Source organism: Massilia phyllostachyos (assembly GCF_021044825.1).
GTDB lineage: Bacteria > Pseudomonadota > Gammaproteobacteria > Burkholderiales > Burkholderiaceae_D > Telluria > Telluria phyllostachyos.
This window is the reverse complement of sequence record NZ_JAJNOC010000005.1, coordinates 206,873-223,793: the sequence shown is the minus strand read 5'-3', so window position 1 is coordinate 223,793 and position 16,921 is coordinate 206,873. Positions and strand designations below refer to the sequence as shown.

At 64.3% G+C, this 16,921-nt stretch carries 11 protein-coding genes; 1 reads left to right on the top strand and 10 read right to left on the bottom strand.

Annotated features, from left to right (window positions below):
• Positions 1-81 precede the first annotated feature (81 nt).
• From LQ564_RS16515 to LQ564_RS16475, 9 genes are all read right to left on the bottom strand, one after another.
• Positions 82-867, bottom strand: a complete 786-nt coding sequence (locus tag LQ564_RS16515; protein ID WP_231059208.1) for an MlaA family lipoprotein — start codon at positions 865-867, stop codon at positions 82-84.
• A gap of 5 nt (positions 868-872) precedes the next feature.
• Positions 873-1,346 carry an outer membrane lipid asymmetry maintenance protein MlaD gene (mlaD, locus tag LQ564_RS16510; protein ID WP_231059207.1) on the bottom strand — a complete coding sequence of 158 codons (474 nt, stop codon included), beginning with the start codon at positions 1,344-1,346 and terminating at the stop codon, positions 873-875.
• A 74-nt stretch (positions 1,347-1,420) separates the two neighbouring features.
• Positions 1,421-2,200: a lipid asymmetry maintenance ABC transporter permease subunit MlaE gene (mlaE, locus tag LQ564_RS16505; RefSeq protein ID WP_231059206.1), complete on the bottom strand. Its 780-nt coding sequence runs from the start codon at positions 2,198-2,200 to the stop codon at positions 1,421-1,423.
• The gene (locus tag LQ564_RS16500) at positions 2,197-3,000 is read right to left on the bottom strand and encodes an ABC transporter ATP-binding protein (protein ID WP_231059205.1); all 804 of its coding nucleotides are present in this window, start codon (positions 2,998-3,000) and stop codon (positions 2,197-2,199) included. The genes mlaE and LQ564_RS16500 overlap by 4 nt, the downstream gene beginning before the upstream one ends.
• Before the next feature lie 446 nt (positions 3,001-3,446).
• The gene (locus LQ564_RS16495) at positions 3,447-4,910 is read right to left on the bottom strand and encodes a glutamate synthase subunit beta (protein ID WP_231059204.1); all 1,464 of its coding nucleotides are present in this window, start codon (positions 4,908-4,910) and stop codon (positions 3,447-3,449) included.
• A 254-nt stretch (positions 4,911-5,164) separates the two neighbouring features.
• The gene (locus LQ564_RS16490; RefSeq protein ID WP_231059203.1) at positions 5,165-9,880 is read right to left on the bottom strand and encodes a glutamate synthase-related protein; all 4,716 of its coding nucleotides are present in this window, start codon (positions 9,878-9,880) and stop codon (positions 5,165-5,167) included.
• Between the two features lie 260 nt (positions 9,881-10,140).
• Positions 10,141-10,851 carry a transposase gene (locus tag LQ564_RS16485; RefSeq protein WP_231059202.1) on the bottom strand — a complete coding sequence of 237 codons (711 nt, stop codon included), beginning with the start codon at positions 10,849-10,851 and terminating at the stop codon, positions 10,141-10,143.
• Between the two features lie 283 nt (positions 10,852-11,134).
• Positions 11,135-11,815, bottom strand: coding sequence for a response regulator transcription factor (locus LQ564_RS16480; RefSeq protein WP_036253354.1), 681 nt, complete (start codon positions 11,813-11,815; stop codon positions 11,135-11,137).
• A 12-nt stretch (positions 11,816-11,827) separates the two neighbouring features.
• Positions 11,828-12,973, bottom strand: coding sequence for a PAS domain-containing sensor histidine kinase (locus LQ564_RS16475; protein WP_231059200.1), 1,146 nt, complete (start codon positions 12,971-12,973; stop codon positions 11,828-11,830).
• Positions 12,974-13,115: 142 nt separating this feature from the next.
• Between LQ564_RS16475 and LQ564_RS16470 the strand changes: the two genes are divergently transcribed.
• Positions 13,116-13,364 (top strand): DUF3297 family protein, encoded by a 249-nt coding sequence (locus LQ564_RS16470; RefSeq protein ID WP_231059199.1) that lies wholly within the window; start codon positions 13,116-13,118, stop codon positions 13,362-13,364.
• A gap of 239 nt (positions 13,365-13,603) precedes the next feature.
• Here LQ564_RS16470 and LQ564_RS16465 read toward each other — a convergent pair whose 3' ends face one another.
• Positions 13,604-16,723, bottom strand: coding sequence for a DEAD/DEAH box helicase (locus LQ564_RS16465; protein ID WP_231059198.1), 3,120 nt, complete (start codon positions 16,721-16,723; stop codon positions 13,604-13,606).
• Positions 16,724-16,921 lie beyond the last annotated feature (198 nt).

The window sequence follows — 16,921 nt, the reverse complement described above, 5'->3', positions numbered from 1 at the left end:
GCGCCGCGCCAGTCGGGCGGCGGGGCATGCCATGTTAACTCTTCATGCGGCTCACGGATGACGCCGTTGTGTAAGGACTTGTTACCTGGCGGGGGCCGGCGCCGGCTCCGCTGCTGCTTTGCCTGCCGGATCGGCCGCCGGTTCCGCGTTGGTGTTTGCCTCGTCAGCCGGGGCTTCGCGCGGCACGTTGCCGTCGTAAACCTGGCTCTGGCGGCGCTGCATGTAGCCGTCGCGGATGAATTCGTAGCGGTCCAGCGCCGCTTCTTCCAGCAGGTTGCCGGCGTCCAGCAGGGTGGCGCGCTTGTCGACGATGCGCACGCCGGCGCCGATATTGCGCCAGTTGGCCGGTTCCTTGTACTTCCAGATGTCGCCGCCGATGTCGGCCGGCAGCGCCGCGGTGTCGCGCACCGTCGACGGGCCCAGCAGCGGCAGCATCACGAACGGGCCGCTCGGCACGCCCCACACGCCCAGGGTCTGGCCGAAGTCCTCGTTGTGCTTCGGAATCCCGGCTTCGGAGGCGATGTCGAGCAGGCCGAAGATGCCGAAGGTCGAGTTCATGGCAACGCGGGTGACGTCGCCCATGCCGGCCTGGCCCTTGCCCTGCAGCAGGTTGTTGACCGCGCTCCAGGCATCCGACAGGTTGCCGAAGAAGTTGTTCACACCGGTCTGCACGAAGCTCGGCGTCACGTTCTTGTAGGCGGTGGCGGTGGGCTTGAGCACGGTGCGGTCGACCGCGTCGTTGAAGCGGAACACGGTGCGGTTATAGCCTTCCAGCGGATCCTGCGGATTCGTGGTCGCGCAGCCGGTCAGCAGCGCGAAGACCGCGGCCGCGGCGAGGACGCGCAGGGGACCTGCGGAAACTGGCATGTGCTTCATTCGCTACCTTCCTTTCCATCAGCGGCCTTGCTGTAGATAAATTGGTTGATCAGGTCCTCGAGCACCGTGGCCGACTGGGTGCGGATGATACGGTCGCCGTCCACCAGGTTCTTGGTGTCGCCGCCCGGTTCGATGCCGATGTACTGTTCGCCCAGCAGGCCGGCAGTCAGGATCTTCAACGAACTATCTTTCGGGAACTGATAATTCTGGTTCAGGTCCAGGCGCACCTGCGCCTGGAAGGTCTTGTCATCGAAGCTGATCTCGCCCACGCGGCCGACCACCACGCCCGCGCTCTTCACGGGCGACTGCGGTTTCAGGCCACCGATGTTGTCGAACTTGCCGGTCACCGCATAGGTCTTGGTGAACGACAAGGTGCTCATATTCCCCGCCTGCAGTGCCAGGAACAGGAGGGCTGCAGCGCCCAGCAGGACGAACAGGCCGACCCAGACATCGATGATTTTACGGTGCATAATATTTCCTAGTATTCAAGCCGTCTGTGCGCGGCCAAACCAAACATTGATTTTTTGTTATTGCTTAAGTCTTATCACTGACCGAACATCAGGGCGGTCATGACAAAATCCAGCCCCAGGACCAACAACGAGGCGATCACAACTGTGCGCGTGGTGGCGCGCGCCACGTCGGCCGGGGTCGGTTTCACGTGGTAGCCCTGGAACAGGGCGGTGAAGGTCACGGCGATGCCGAACACGAAACTCTTGATGACGCTGCTGACGATGTCACGCTGGACGTCGACCCCGGCCTGCATCTGCGACCAGAAGGCGCCCTCGTCCAGGCCCAGCAATTTCACGCCAACCAGGTAGCTGCCGACGATGCCGACCGCCGAGAACACCGTGGCCAGCACCGGCATGGCGATCACGCCGCCCCAGAAACGCGGCGCCAGCACGCGCTGCACCGGGTTCACGGCCATCATTTCCATTGCAGTCAATTGCTCGCCGGCTTTCATGAGGCCGATCTCGGCCGTCAGCGACGTGCCGGCGCGGCCCGCGAACAGCAGCGCCGTCACCACCGGACCGAGTTCGCGCACCAGCGACAGCGCGGTCAGCGGACCGAGCTTTTCCTCGGCGCCGAACTGGATCAGGTTGACATAGAACTGCAGGCCCAGCACCAAGCCGACGAACAGACCCGAGACAATCGTGATCACCAGCGAGTAATTGCCGATGAAGTGGATCTGTTCCGTGATCAGGGTCGGGCGGCGAAAGGCCCCCGGGGAAAAGCGCAGCAGGTTGAAGAAGGCGCGGGTGGCGAAACCCAGGCTTTCGACGCCTTCGCGCGCCCAGCGGCCGGCCGCTTCGAGCGAGCGCATCATCGCTTGCCTCCCAGGCCCAGGTCGTCGCTCAGCGACTTGCCCGGATAATGGAAGGGCACCGGGCCATCCGGCTCGGCGTTCACGAATTGCTTCACATACGGGTCTTGCGAGACCCGCAGCTCGGCCGGCGTGCCTTCCGCGACGATCTTGCCTGCCGACATGAAGTACACATAGTCGGCGATGGCGAAGGTTTCGTTGACGTCGTGCGAGACCAGAATCGAGGTCGAGCCCAGCGCATCGTTCAGGTTGCGGATCAGGTTGGCGGTGACGCCCATCGAGATCGGATCGAGGCCGGCGAAGGGCTCGTCGTACATGATCAGTTCCGGGTCGAGGGCGATCGCGCGCGCCACGGCGACGCGGCGCGCCATGCCGCCGGAAATCTCGCCCGGTTTCAGGCGGTGCGCATTGCGCAGGCCGACGGCGTTGAGTTTCATGAGCACCAGGTCGCGGATCAATTCTTCCGGCAGGTCGGTGTGCTCGCGCAGCGGGAAGGCGACGTTGTCGAAGATCGACAGGTCGGTGAACAGGGCGCCGAACTGGAACAGCATGCCCATGCGGCGGCGCAGGCGGTACAGCCCGGCGGTATTGAGTTCGTTGACGACCTCGCCGTTGACGCGCACCTGGCCGCGCTGGGGCCGGATCTGGCCGCCGATCAGGCGCAGGACCGTGGTCTTGCCGCAACCCGAACCGCCCATGACGGCGATCAGCTTACCGCGTGGGAAGTCCATGCGGAGGTTCGACAGGATGGAACGCTCTCCGTATGAAAAGTGCAGATCGCGGATTTCGACTAGGTTCGACACAGCGTGTTTGGTATTGAAATAATCCGTTATTGTAGTGCAGAAAGCTTAACCCTCGCTTGCGCTGGCCCATTTTCGGCCGGGTTCTCGACGTACTAATACAACAAAACTAACTGTTGGGTCAGATATTTCGCTCTGTAAGCTATTGTTTTTAAAGCGAAATATATGCATGCCAATATTACCGTTTGTTGCTCAATGTTAACAAATACTCCAGCGCAACCATTTTGCGAGTTTGCCATTGCGATGTCATTGGCTTGTCGTGATGACGCAGGCAGGACGGCTTAGCGTAAGGACATTGCCTTGTTAATCGTCGTGCGGCCACGCACATAAGCGTGTCGGTAAGTGGAGAAAATCGCTTTCCTGTTGGGCTTAGTTCACACTGAGCTCACGTTAAATTGCTGGCCGAAAAAAAAAGGCGGCCACGGCCGCCTTCTCTCCTCCTTTACTGTTCAACGTGGCAATACCGAACTGCCCATCAGGAATTCGTCGACCGCGCGGGCGCACTGGCGGCCTTCGCGGATCGCCCACACGACCAGGGACTGGCCGCGGCGCATGTCGCCGGCTGCGAACACCTTCGGCACCGAGGTGGCATACGAACGCTCGCCGTCGACGGTGGCGCGGGCATTGCCGCGCGCATCCTTCTGCACGCCGAAGGCGTCCAGCACGTTCTGCACGGGCGAGACGAAACCCATGGCCAGGAACACCAGGTCGGCCTTCATCTCGAATTCCGAATCCGGCACTTCGACCATCTTGCCGTCCTTCCACTCGACGCGGCAGGCGACCAGCTTCTCGACCTTGCCGCCCTTGCCTTCCAGGCGCTTGGTCGCCACCGCCCAGTCGCGCTGGCAGCCTTCCTCGTGCGAGGACGAGGTGCGCAGGCGGGTCGGCCAGTAGGGCCAGACCAGCGGCTTGTTTTCCTGCTCGGGCGGCATCGGCATCAGCTCGAACTGGGTGACGGTCGCCGCGCCGTGGCGGTTCGAGGTGCCGACGCAGTCCGACCCCGTGTCGCCGCCGCCGATCACGACCACGTGCTTGCCCGTCGCCTTGATCTGGTCCTTCAGCTTGTCGCCGGCATTGACCCGGTTCTGCTGCGGCAGGAAGTCCATCGCGAAGTGCACGCCCTTCAGCTCGCGCCCCGGCACCGGCAGGTCGCGCGGCTGCTCGGCGCCGCCGGCCAGCACCACGGCGTCGAATTCCTTGTGCAGGTCTTCCGGGAAGATGGTGTCGCGCGCCATGTTCGACACGCTGGCCGGGAAGTCCTTGCCGATCAGGACGCTGGTGCGGAAGGTAACGCCTTCCGCCTTCATCTGCTCCACGCGGCGGTCGATCAGGTCCTTTTCCATCTTGAAGTCGGGGATCCCGTAGCGCAGCAGGCCGCCGATGCGGTCGCTCTTCTCGAACACCGTCACATCGTGGCCGACGCGCGCCAGCTGCTGGGCCGCGGCCAGGCCGGCAGGGCCGGAGCCGACCACCGCGACCTTCTTGCCCGTCTTGCTTGTTGCCGGTTGCGGCACGATCCAGCCGTGCTCCCAGCCGGCATCGGCGATCTTGCGCTCGATCGACTTGATGCCGACCGGGTCGTCGTTGATGCCGAGGGTGCAGGCCGATTCGCACGGCGCCGGGCAGATGCGGCCGGTGAACTCGGGGAAGTTGTTGGTCGAATGGAGGTTCTCGACGGCCGCACGGTAGTTGCCGTGGTAGACCAGGTCGTTCCAGTCGGGGATCTGGTTGTTCACCGGGCAGCCCGTGTTGCAGAAGGGGATGCCGCAATCCATGCAGCGCGCACCCTGCACCTTGGCCTGGCCGTCGGTGAGGGTGAGTACGAATTCCTTGTAGTTCTTGACGCGATCCTGCGGCTCGAGGTGGCCCTCTTCCTGCCGTTCGAATTCCATGAAGCCGGTAATTTTGCCCACGTTGTTTTTTCCTTTTCGTCGCGAAGATGGCTTGGCCACCTTCATCCTTCCTGCCCCTACCGCGTCATTCCGGCGAAGGCCGGAATCCAATGTCGTCGCGCCTCGTTAGCGCTTGCAGAAATTGGGTTCCCGCCTGCGCGGGAACGACGTTCATGGGTCGGTGGTGTTTCTTAGCGTCGTCAATCTGCTTGCAAACTTGGGTCCCGGCCAAGGGGGACGCCTAGTCCCGGGACGACGTTGTTTGAGGTTGCGTGTTATGCCGCCAACTCGATCTTGTCGTTCGCCTCTTCCATGCTCGAGTTGTGCATCTCCTCGAGCGCGCGCTTGTAGTCGGTCGGGAAGACCTTCACGAACTTGCCGCGGCTGTTGGCCCAGTCGTCGAGCAGGTTGCGCGCGCGGGTGGAGCCCGTGTGCTTGAAGTGGCGTTCGATCAGGCGGCGCAGGATGGTTTCGTCCGATTCGCGTTCGCTGCCCCTGGTCTGGCTGTGCCAGCCGGCCTTGTCCGGCTGCTGCTTGGTCGCCAGCACCGGCTCCAGGTTCACCATCGAGGTGTTGCACTTGCCGGCGAACTCGCCGTTCGGGTCGTACACGAAAGCGACGCCGCCCGACATGCCCGCCGCGAAGTTGCGGCCGGTTTCGCCCAGCACCACCACCGTCCCGCCGGTCATGTATTCGCAACCGTGGTCGCCGCAGCCTTCGACCACCGCGACGGCGCCCGAGTTACGCACCGCGAAGCGTTCGCCGGCCACGCCGTTGAAGAAGGCTTCGCCGGCGATCGCGCCATACATCACGGTGTTCCCGACGATGATGTTGTCCACCGCCCAGCCGCGGAACTCGGTGTTCGGCCGCACGATGATGCGCCCGCCCGACAAGCCCTTGCCGACGTAGTCGTTGCCTTCGCCGACCAGGTCGATCGTGATGCCGCTGGCCAGGAAGGCCGCTGCCGACTGGCCGGCGGTGCCCTGCAGCTGGATGTGGATGGTGTCGTCCGGCAGGCCGGCGTGGCCGTAGCGCTTGGCCACTTCGCCCGACAGCATGGCGCCGACGGTGCGGTTCAGGTTCTTCACCGGCGAGATGAAGGAGACGCGTTCGCCCTTCTCCAGCGCGGCCTTGGCCTGGGCGATCAGCTTGTGGTCCAGCGCCTTGTCCAGGCCGTGGTCCTGGCCGTCGGTGTGAAACAGGGCGCGCGGCGAATCCGTCTTCGGCTGGTAGAAGATGTTCGAGAAGTCCAGGCCCTGCGCCTTCCAGTGCCCGATGGCGCGCGCCTTGTCCAGCAGGTCGGTGCGGCCGATCAGTTCGTCGTAGCTGCGGATGCCCAGCTGCGCCATGATCTGGCGCGCTTCCTCGGCCACGAAGAAGAAGTAGTTCACCACGTGTTCCGGCTTGCCCTGGAACTTGGCGCGCAGGACCGGGTCTTGGGTCGCGACGCCGACCGGGCAGGTATTCAGGTGACACTTGCGCATCATGATGCAGCCTTCGACCACCAGCGGCGCGGTCGCGAAGCCGATTTCGTCGGCGCCCAGCATCGCGGCCACCACCACGTCGCGGCCGGTGCGCATCTGGCCATCCGCTTGCACGCGGATGCGGCTGCGCAGGCCATTGAGCACCAGGGTCTGCTGGGTCTCTGCCAGGCCCAGTTCCCACGGCGTGCCGGCGTGCTTGACCGAGGACAGCGGCGAAGCGCCGGTGCCGCCGTCATGGCCTGCGACCACCACGTGGTCGGCCTTGGCTTTCGAGACGCCGGCGGCGACGGTGCCGATGCCGACTTCCGACACCAGCTTCACCGAGATCGAGGCGGTCGGGTTCACGTTCTTGAGATCGTGGATCAGCTGCGCCAGGTCTTCGATCGAATAGATGTCGTGGTGCGGCGGCGGCGAGATCAGGCCCACGCCCGGCACCGAGAAGCGCAGGCTGGCGATGTACTCGGACACCTTGTGGCCCGGGAGCTGGCCGCCCTCGCCCGGCTTGGCGCCCTGCGCCATCTTGATCTGGATCTGGTCGGCCGAGGCCAGGTATTCCGCGGTGACGCCGAAGCGGCCCGAGGCAACCTGCTTGATCTTCGAGCGCAGCGAGTCGCCTTCTTCCAGCGGGATGTCGACCACCACGCGCTCGCCGCCCAGGATCGAGGACAGCGATTCGCCCTTGCTGATCTTGATGCCCTTGAATTCGTTCAGGTAGCGCGCCGGATCCTCGCCGCCCTCGCCCGTGTTGCTTTTTCCCCCGATGCGGTTCATCGCGATCGCCAGCGTGGCGTGGGCTTCGGTGCTGATCGACCCGAGCGACATCGCGCCGGTGGCGAAGCGCTTGACGATTTCCTTGGCCGGCTCGACTTCGTCCAGCGGAATCGCTTTCGACGGATCGATGCGGAACTCGAACAGGCCGCGCAGGGTCAGGTGGCGGCGGCTCTGGTCGTTGATGATCTGGGCGTACTCCTTATAGGTGCTGAAGTTGTTGGCGCGCGCCGAGTGCTGCAGCTTGGCGATGGCGTCCGGCGTCCACAGGTGGTCTTCGCCGCGCACGCGGAAGGCGTATTCGCCGCCGGTGTCGAGGGCGTGGGCCAGCAGCGGGTCTTCGCCGAAGGCCAGCGTGTGCAGGCGCAGCGCTTCTTCGGCCACCTCGAACAGGCCGATGCCTTCGACGGTCGACGAGGTGCCGCGGAAGTACTTGTCGACGAGCGACTTGTTCAGGCCCACGGCTTCGAAGATCTGGGCGCCGCAGTAGGACATGTAAGTCGAGATGCCCATCTTCGACATCACCTTCATCAGGCCCTTGCCGATCGCCTTGGTGTAGTTGTAGATCGCCTTGTCGGCATCCATCTCGTGCGGCAGGTTGTGGGCCAGGTCGCTCAGCGTTTCCAGCGCCAGGTAGGGGTGGACGGCTTCGGCGCCATAGCCGGCCAGCAGGGCGAAGTGGTGCGTCTCGCGCGCCGAGCCGGTTTCCACCACCAGGCCGGTGGAGGCGCGCAGGCCGCGTCCCACCAGGTGCTGGTGGATGGTGGAGGTGGCCAGCAGCGCGGGAATCGCGACCTGCTCAGGCGACATCGCGCGGTCCGAAATGATCAGGATGTTGTGGCCGGACTTGACCGCATCCACCGCTTCCGCGCACAGCGAAGCCAGCGACGCTTCGATGCCTTCCTTGCCCCAGGCGACCGGGTAGCAGATGTTCAGCTCATACGACTTGAACTTGCCGCCGGTGTGCAGGCTGATGCTGCGCAGGCGCGCCATGTCGTCAAAGCCGAGCACCGGCTGCGAGACTTCCAGGCGCATCGGCGGATTGACGTTGTTGGTGTCCAGCAGGTTCGGCTTGGGGCCGATGAAGGAGACCAGCGACATCACCATGCTTTCGCGGATCGGGTCGATCGGCGGGTTGGTGACTTGCGCGAACAGCTGCTTGAAGTAGTGGTACAGGGGTTTCAGCTTGTTCGACATCACCGCCAGCGGCGAATCGTTGCCCATCGAACCGGTGGCTTCCTCGGCCAGCACGGCCATCGGCGCCATCAGGAACTTCAGGTCTTCCTGGGTGTAGCCGAAGGCTTGCTGGCGGTCGAGCAGCGTGACGGCCGTCTTCTCGCCCTGCGCTTCCTTGGCGCGGTGCTGCAGCAGCTGGGACTCAAGCAGCTTGATTTCATTGAGCTTGATGCGCACCGACTTGATCCAGGCCTTGTACGGCTTGGCGTTCGAGTAGGTGTCCTTGAGTTCCTTGTCGTCGATGATGCGGCCGGCTTCGAGGTCGATCAGGAACATCTTGCCCGGCTGGAGGCGCCACTTCTTGACGATGCGCGATTCGGGGATCGGCAGCACGCCGGATTCGGACGCCATCACGACCAGGTCGTCCTCGGTGATCACGTAGCGCGCCGGACGCAGGCCGTTGCGGTCCAGGGTGCCGCCGATGTGGCGGCCGTCGGTGAAGGCCATGGCGGCCGGGCCGTCCCACGGTTCCATCATCGCGGCGTGGTATTCGTAGAAGGCGCGGCGGTTGTCGTCCATCGACGTGTGGTTTTCCCAGGCTTCCGGGATCATCATCATCATCGCCTGGGCCACCGGATAGCCGGCCATCACCAGCAGCTCGAGCGCGTTGTCGAAGCAGGCGGTGTCGGACTGGCCTTCATAGATCAAGGGGAACAGCTTGCCCAGGTCTTCGCCGAGCACGGCGGACTTGAGCATGCCTTCGCGCGCGCGGGTCCAGTTGAAATTGCCCTTCACGGTATTGATCTCGCCGTTGTGCGCGATCAGGCGGTAGGGGTGGGCCAGCGGCCACTCGGGGAAGGTGTTGGTCGAGAAGCGCTGGTGGACCAGGGCCAGCGCGGAGATGCAGCGCGGGTCCTGCAGGTCCTTGTAGTAGACGCCGACCTGGTCGGCCAGCAGCAGGCCTTTATAGACGATGGTGCGGGCCGACATCGAGGGCACGAAGAATTCCTTGCCGTGCATGAGCTTCAGGGCCTGGATCGCGTGGCCGGAAGATTTGCGGATCACGTAGAGCTTGCGCTCGAGCGCGTCGGTCACCATGATGTCCGGGCCGCGGCCGATGAAGATCTGGCGGATCACCGGCTCCTTGGCCTTGACGAAGGGCGACATCGGCATGGTCTCGTCGACCGGCACGTTGCGCCAGCCGAGCACCACCTGGCCTTCGATGCGCACGGCGCGCTCGATTTCCTGTTCGCAGGCGATGCGCGAGGCGTGCTCCTTCGGCAGGAACACCATGCCGACGCCGTACTCACCGGGCGGCGGCAGCTCGACGCCCTGGCGGGCCATCTCGTCGCGGTAGTACTGGTCCGGGATCTGGATCAGGATGCCGGCGCCATCGCCCATCAGCGCATCGGCGCCGACGGCGCCACGGTGGTCGAGATTCTTCAGGATCAATAGACCCTGCTCGATGATCGAATGGCTCTTGTTGCCCTTGATGTGGGCGATGAATCCAACGCCGCACGCATCGTGCTCGTTGGCGGGATCGTACAAACCTTGGGCTTCCATCTCTCGAAATCTCCACAATGCGGTCAGGGTCAAAACGAGAATAGTGCAACGCAACACAAACGGCAACAAGAATAATTAGGGTCAGAGTCGAATTGTTTGACAACTTTTTGCGAGAGCGATTAATTGGGGACAGAGTCAATCCACTTTTCGACGGCTTGCTTAAGTAGTTGTTTTATAACGCTGAGTAGGGGTCTGCGGCCGAGGACGGTGCATAAAAAAACGGCACGTATAACCGTGCCGTCGATGGGTCTGTCTGCGTTTTATGCCGAGGCGAGCGGCGGAATCGGTTCGCGGAAGGGACGGCCGCGCTTGGCCGGCAGGATCTGGCGCTTGGTTCGGCGCTCGAGCTCGGCCTTGAAGGCATCCGAACCCAGCGGCTGGTTCTTGAGGACAGACGTGGTGACGAAATCGACCTCGTCTTGCGGGATACCCTGCATGACCAGGTCGGTATAGGCGGCTTCGCGCTGGAAGGGGGTGTTGCCCATGCCCCAGTAGAGAAGATGGTCGGTGACCAGGCCGTCGACCCGCACGCCGGTGTGGTGGGCATAGCTCGACCAGGGGTAGTCCAGCGGCCCCGCGCTGAGGCCGGCGCGCACGGGATTCAACTCGATATACCGGCTACAGGCCAGGAAATAGCTTTCCGTATCGATGAGCGAGGTGCGGAAACGTCCCTCGAACAGGCCGCCGGTGCGCTGGTACTTGTGGTTGAACCAGGGGACGTAGAAGCGGCCGACCTTCTGCATCATCAGCGCCAGGCCGGTGGCGTCGGATGGGGTGGCGAGCAAGTGTATGTGGTTGGGCATGAGCACATAGGCATGAATCGCCACCTGGTAGAAGCGCGCCGCTTCCTTGAGCCAGGCCAGGAATTTCCCGTAGTCCACCTCTTCCCGGAAGATCAATTGGCGGTTGTTACCGCGCTGGATGACGTGGTGCGGCTGGTTCGGGATGATGAGTCGGGGGAGGCGGGCCATGGCATGCTCAAAAGTTGAGCAGTTATTTTAGCCGAGAAACTTTACTCTGTCCCCAATTAATCTCAAGGGTCGTCGAAATACGGTTGACTCTGTCCCCAATTATGGTTGAGCTCGCCAAATCATGGGCATGGGAATGGGAGACTCTGGTCAATTGCCCAACAATTCGACTCCGACCCTATTAAATTTCAGAGCAATTGCTCAATAATTTGACTCTGACCCTAATTGGAAATCGGGCAAATTTTGGCAATTGCTCAATAATTCGACTCTGACCCCAGGGTTGGGGTCAGGCGAGGGTGAAGCCGGCGGAGAGGCTGTAGCCTTCGCCGTAGGCGCTGCGCAGGGGGAGGTCCTGGCCGAGGCCGGAGCGGGCTTTCTTGCGCAGGCGGTAGACCAGCATGTCGACGCGGCGGCTGGCGTCGGGGTCTTCGCCGCCCATGCCGGCGACGATCACCTGGCGCGGTACGGGGCGGGTGTTGATGGTCAGGAGGTGCAGGAAGTTGCACTCCTTTTCGGTCAGGTCGATCACCTTGCCGCCCAGCTCGAGCTGGCGCGCGCTCACGCGCAGGGTCCACTTGCTCGGCGCGGGGGCAGGGTCGGCGGGACGCACGCGGCGGTCGAGGGCCTCGATGTGGGCGGCCAGTTCGGGGAACTTGATCGGCTTCGTCAGGTAATGGTCGGCGCCCAGGCGCAGGCCGAGGATGCGGTGGTCGAAGGCGACGCGGCCCGTCAATACGAGCAGGCCGATCTCGGGATACAGCTGGCGCATGCGCGGAATCACGTTGAAGCCGTCCTCGTCCGGCAGGCCGAGGTCCAGCACCACGACCGCGGCCGGGGTGCGCGTCAGCGCGGCCCACATTTCGCTCGCGGTCTTGGCGATCGTGACGTCGTGGTCCAGCTCCCTCAGGAACTCGGCCATGTCGTCTGCATATTCGCCATTGTCTTCAACAATCAGTATCTGCGTCATGCGGGAGCCATGTTATTGATCGCTCCGATTATCACTGCTGAGGCTGGATGAGGCAAGTCGTTGTTGTCCGCCATCTTCCAGCGCCGGCAGCCAGAGCCGGAATTCGGCCCCGCCGGCGCCCTCCGCCAGGCGCAGCATGCCGCCATGGACGTCGACGATCGAGCGCGCCATGTACAGGCCCAGGCCGCTGCCCGGCAGGCCGTCCGCATTGCGGCCGCGGTAGCCCTTGTCGAAGATGCATGCCACGTCCTCGGGCGGCACGCCCTCGCCCTCGTCGCGCACCGTGAATTCGACGCCGTTGCCGCTGCGGCGCGCGCCCAGCGTGACCCGGGTGCCGGGCGGCGAATACAGCAGCGCGTTGTCGACCAGGACCTTCAATGCCAGGCGCAGGCCTTCCGGCTCGCCGCGCAATGCCAGCGCCTGCGCATTCGACGCGATCTTCGCTTCGCGTCCGGCTTCGCGCACCTGGACCGCGCCGCCTTCCAGCAGCTCGTTCGGGGCGGTCGTGTTCGGTTGGCGCACCTTGCCGATCGCCGCCATGCGGTCCGGCGACAGGTATTCGTCGAGCATCGCGATCAGGCGGTCGGTCGCCACCGCGATCTTGCGATAACGCTGGCGGGTCGGCTCGTCGGCGTTGTGCGCGGTCGCTTCCAGGCGCTGCACCGCGCCGTCGATGGTGGCCAGCGGGGTACGGAATTCGTGGTTCAGCATGCTCGCGAAGCGGCGCTGGTCGGCCAGGTGGGTGCGCTGCGGCGTCAGGTCGCGCAGCAGGCCCACCAGCGACTCGCCGCCATCGTCGCCGTGCACGAGGGTCGAGATTACCTGCAGGCCGACCGGGTGGCCGTCGGCGTTGCGGATGTCGACTTCCTGGCTTGTGCGTTCGCCTGGCGCACCCATGCTGCCCGCGAGGACCATGCCGAGCGGGCCGAGGGCTTCGAGCGCGCCGGCGCCGTCGATCGCATCCTGCAGCGCCTCGGGCGCGTGGCCGAACACGGCGGTGAAGGCGGGGCTCAGGTAGCGCAGCGTGCGCGCGGGCAGGTCGATGCTGAAGGCGATGTCGCCGGCGAGTTCGGCGATGACGCGGAACTGCTCGCCCATGCCGGCGCCCGTCGTGTGCCGGCTTGCTGCGGTGGTGGATGCATCCGGGCGACGGGTCATCGGGGAGCGCTTTCTGTGGGCGATGGACAAAAGGGTGTGGGGCAGTATATCGCCCAGCCCGGCCGTTTGTACAGACAAGCGAGCGCTTCCTCTAACCACAAGTTTGCGCCACGGAGAGCGCAGTTGGGGGATAATTCGCCTCATGAACGATACCACTTCCCTCCCCCAACTCCCGGACCGGCTCTCGATCGACCCGAGCAGCCCTTTTCATGACCGCGACGTCTTCCAGCGCGAAATCGGCATCCGCTTCAACGACAAGGACCGCCACGACGTGGAAGAGTATTGCATCAGCGAAGGCTGGATCAAGGTCGCCGCCGGCCGCACGCTCGACCGCAAGGGCAAGCCGATGCTGATCAAGCTGAAAGGCAAGGTCGAGGCGTTTTACAAGTAATCCGTATTGACGCAACAAGAAGGGCGGCTGGTGAGAACCAGTCGCCCTTTTTCTTTATGTTGCTCGTGATTGATCGCTTTTGTAGGGTGGGCGAACGCATGATCCACCTGCGCGGCAATTCATCATTCAACTATCACCGCGTGGGCGGGGGACCCGCCCACCCTACGAGGGTGTGAAAAATTCGTCCATGGCTGCGATGGCCGTTTTTTCACACCCTCTACGAAAAACGCGACTTCGATTTATGAGGCGTTGTCTTCCAGCGGCGCGAAGATCGCCTGCAGGTCTTCCTGCGTCAGCGCCATCTTCTGCGATTCGCCTTCCGACAGGATCGACTGCGCCAGCTCCGACTTCTTCTGCTGCAGCAGCTGGATCTTCTCTTCCAGCGTGCCCTTCGCGATCAGCTTGTAGACGAACACGGGTTTATCCTGCCCGATACGCCAGGCGCGGTCGGTGGCCTGGTTTTCGGCCGCCGGGTTCCACCACGGATCGTAGTGGATCACGGTGTCGGCCGCGGTGAGGTTCAGGCCGACGCCGCCGGCTTTCAGGCTGATCAGGAAGATCGGCACCGCGCCTTGCTGGAAGGCGGCGACCTGGGCCGAGCGGTCGCGGGTTTCGCCGGTGAGCAGCGCGTAGTGGATGCCGCGCGCAGCCAACTCTTCCTCGATCAGGAACAGCATGCTGGTGAACTGCGAGAACACCAGGATCTTGCGGCCTTCCTGCAGCAGGTCTTCGACCATCTGCATCAGGTCGGCCAGCTTGGCCGATACCGGCGCCGAGTTCTTCTTGGCCGGCATCGCCTTCACCAGGCGCGGGTCGCAGCAGACCTGGCGCAGCTTCAGCAGCGCCTCCAGGATGACGATCTGGCTGCGCGCCACGCCCTTGCGGTCGATCTCCTCGCGCACCTTCTTGTCCATCGCCAGGCGCACGGTCTCGTACAGGTCGCGCTGCGGACCGGAGAGCTCGATGCGGCGCACCATCTCGGTCTTCTCCGGCAGTTCCTTGGCCACGTGATCCTTGGTACGGCGCAGCAGGAAGGGCTTGATGCGGCGGCTCAGCAGGGTGCGGCGCACCGTGTCGTCCTGGCGTTCGATCGGGTGGCGGAACTGGTTGTTGAAGGTCTTCTCGTCGCCCAAGAGGCCCGGCAGCAGGAAGTGGAACTGCGACCACAGTTCGCCCAGGTGGTTTTCCAGCGGCGTGCCGGACAGGCACAGGCGGTGGCTGGCGCTGAGCGAGCCGGCCGTCTGCGCCGCCTTGGAGCGGGTGTTCTTGATGTAGTGCGATTCGTCCAGGATCACCAGGTGATAGTGGTGCTCGCGCAGCTTCTCTTCGTCGCGCGGCAGCAGCGCGTAGGTGGTCAGGACGATGTCGGCGTCCTTGATCTGGTCGAACAGGTCGACGCGCTCCTTGCCCTGCAGGAGCAGCACCTTCAGGCTCGGCGCGAAGCGCGCGGCTTCGTCGAACCAGTTGGTCATCAGGCTGGTCGGGGCGATCACCAGAGCCGGGCTGGTCAGGCGCCCGGCTTCCTTTTCGATCAGGATGTGGGCGATGGTCTGCACGGTCTTGCCAAGGCCCATGTCGTCGGCCAGGATGCCGCCCAGGTCGTACTCGCGCAGGAACTGCATCCACGACAGGCCGTCGAGCTGGTAGTCGCGCAGGGTGGCCTGCAGGCCCTTCGGCGGCTCGACCTTCTTCACCGCGCCGAACTGGCTCAGCTTGCGGCCGGTTTCGCGCAGGCGCTCGCCGCCGGTCCAGCGCAGCTCGAGGCCGCGCGCCAGGTCTTCCAGGCGCGCCGCATCGAGGGTCGACATGCGCATGCGCGCCTTGATCTTGTCGTTGAAGTAGAGCTCACCGAGGGTCGCCAGGATCGGTTTCAGGCGGCCCCACGGCAGCGCCACGCGCACGCCGTCCGGCAAGCTGGCCAGCATCTGGTCGCCTTCGGCATGGGCGGCCAGCACGGCCGGGTCGAAGTCGGCCGGGGCGCTGCGGATCAGCTGCACCAGCACCGGCAGCAGCGGCACGCGCTTGCGCGCCACCACGATGCCGAGCTCCAGCTCGAACCAGGCATTGCCGGCCTCGATCGGTTCGTCAATGTCGGCATACCAGTCCTCGACCGCGACCGTGTCGTAGCGGTACTTGGCGGACTTCTGCACATGCCAGCCGGCGTCGGACAGCGCATCGAGGTCGCCCTCGGCGAAGCGCAGCCAGTGCGCCTGGCTGTCCAGCACCAGGGCGCCGGGCATCGCATTGAAAGGCGCGGTGACGGGCTTGCGGAAGCCCATCTCGTTCAGCTTGTTGAGCGCCTCGGACTCGGCCTTCGGATCGCGTTCGATGACTTCGGTAACGTCGCCGATCTGGCGCACCACGCGCTGGGCCGGGTCGAAGGAGACGCGCTGGCCGTCGTAGTCGTAGGCCAGCACGGCGTAGTCGTGCCAGCGCGGCGCGCCGCCGTCGGCCAGCTGCACCGACTCCAGCAGCAGGTGCGGAATTGGTTTTACATCATTACGCAGGCGCTGGGTCAGCGGCTGCGGCAGCGGCATCAATTGCTGCAGGCCGTGCGCCAGCAGCAGCTGCGAGACGCGCTTCTTGTCGGTGCCGGTGAGCGTGGGAGCTTGCGCCACCAGCGCCTGCAGTTCGGCCAGCGAAATGTCGATGCCGCCGCGATTCAGTTCCAGCGGGCCGATCGACAGGTTGTCGATATACCACGGCGGGTCGGTCGGCAGCATGTAGTCGATCAGGTCGGCGCCGCTGTGGGTCGCGCCCTTGGCCGGCTCCACCGACCAGCCGAGCTTGGCCACGCGGCCTTCGTCGCGCCAGGCCAGGCTGGCCAGGCGGGTCGGGCCGGCCTGCAGCGGATACACCAGGCCGTTGGCCATGTCGGACCAGGAGTTCGCCCACAGCAGCTTGCCCTGCTCGAGCAGCATCTGCAGCAGGATGGCGCCGACTTTGCCTTTCGGTTCGGTCGCGCTGGTGCCCTGGGCCGAGCCGCTGCGCATGGCGATGAAGAAGCGCACCAGGTCGACGTCGTCGCCTTCCAGGTAGGCGGGCGGGGCCGACAGCAGCGAGAACACTTCGCTCACCGGGCTGGCGGCGGCGACGTCGCCGTTCGGCCGCAGGCGCGCCTTGCACAGGCAGATGGCGACGTGGCGGCCGCCACTGGTGGGCGCCATCACGTAGACGAATTTGTACTGGACCGCCTTCGGATCGGCGACCTCGTCGGTGATCCTGGGCTGCGGATGCGCCGCGGCTTCGACCCTTTGCAACCAGCTCACCACCGGCGCGGGCAAGGCGGGAGCGCGTGCGGGAGCGCGGGCGGTGGGTGCATCGCTGGCGTTCTCGCGCTGATAATCGACTGTGTGCATTGGGTCTCGTGTGTCTGTATTAAAAACGACAATAACGAACATTATCCGTCATCCGGACACTTCCGTTTTGTTCGGAATCGCACTTAGCGAGCACTTCTTGTCTGCTCCATCCTGGAGCAGCGCCGTGTTCGTTTGTTCAACCTTCTGTTCTCGCATGATCGGGGTGTGCCTGTCAAGACTGGCGCATCGTCCGCGTTT